This window comes from Paraburkholderia sp. RL18-085-BIA-A (assembly GCF_046027075.1).
Taxonomy (GTDB): Bacteria; Pseudomonadota; Gammaproteobacteria; order Burkholderiales; family Burkholderiaceae; genus Paraburkholderia.
Genome location: NZ_JARESU010000704.1, coordinates 1 through 288 on the forward strand (window position 1 = coordinate 1; position 288 = coordinate 288).

Here is a 288-nt window from a genome sequence, read left to right on the forward strand (position 1 = left end):
CCGCTATGCGTGATCTCGACAATCACCTGGCCTTTCGGCGCATCGGGCAATACCACATCAGTTTCCAGCACGCTCGCGCACTGCAACGCCAGCACGTTGCTCTCGCCCTCGTAAATGACCTGTCGTGCGATGGCCGCCTCATGCCGAAGCTGCGCCTCCCACTTCGCGCCCGCCTGGTCGAGGTGATGCGTGCCGTAAATGTAGGGCCGGCCGTAGGTTGTCGAATCGCCAGGCGCAACGTTGGCCGAATCCCGATATCGCTCCCATGCTGACTCAGGGTTGTAGTCC

At 61.8% G+C, this 288-nt stretch carries 1 protein-coding gene; it reads right to left on the reverse strand.

From position 1 onward, the window contains the following. Positions 1-288, reverse strand: a 288-nt coding sequence (locus P0D89_RS54470; RefSeq protein ID WP_408379931.1) for a contractile injection system protein, VgrG/Pvc8 family, incomplete at both ends; no start/stop codon positions are given.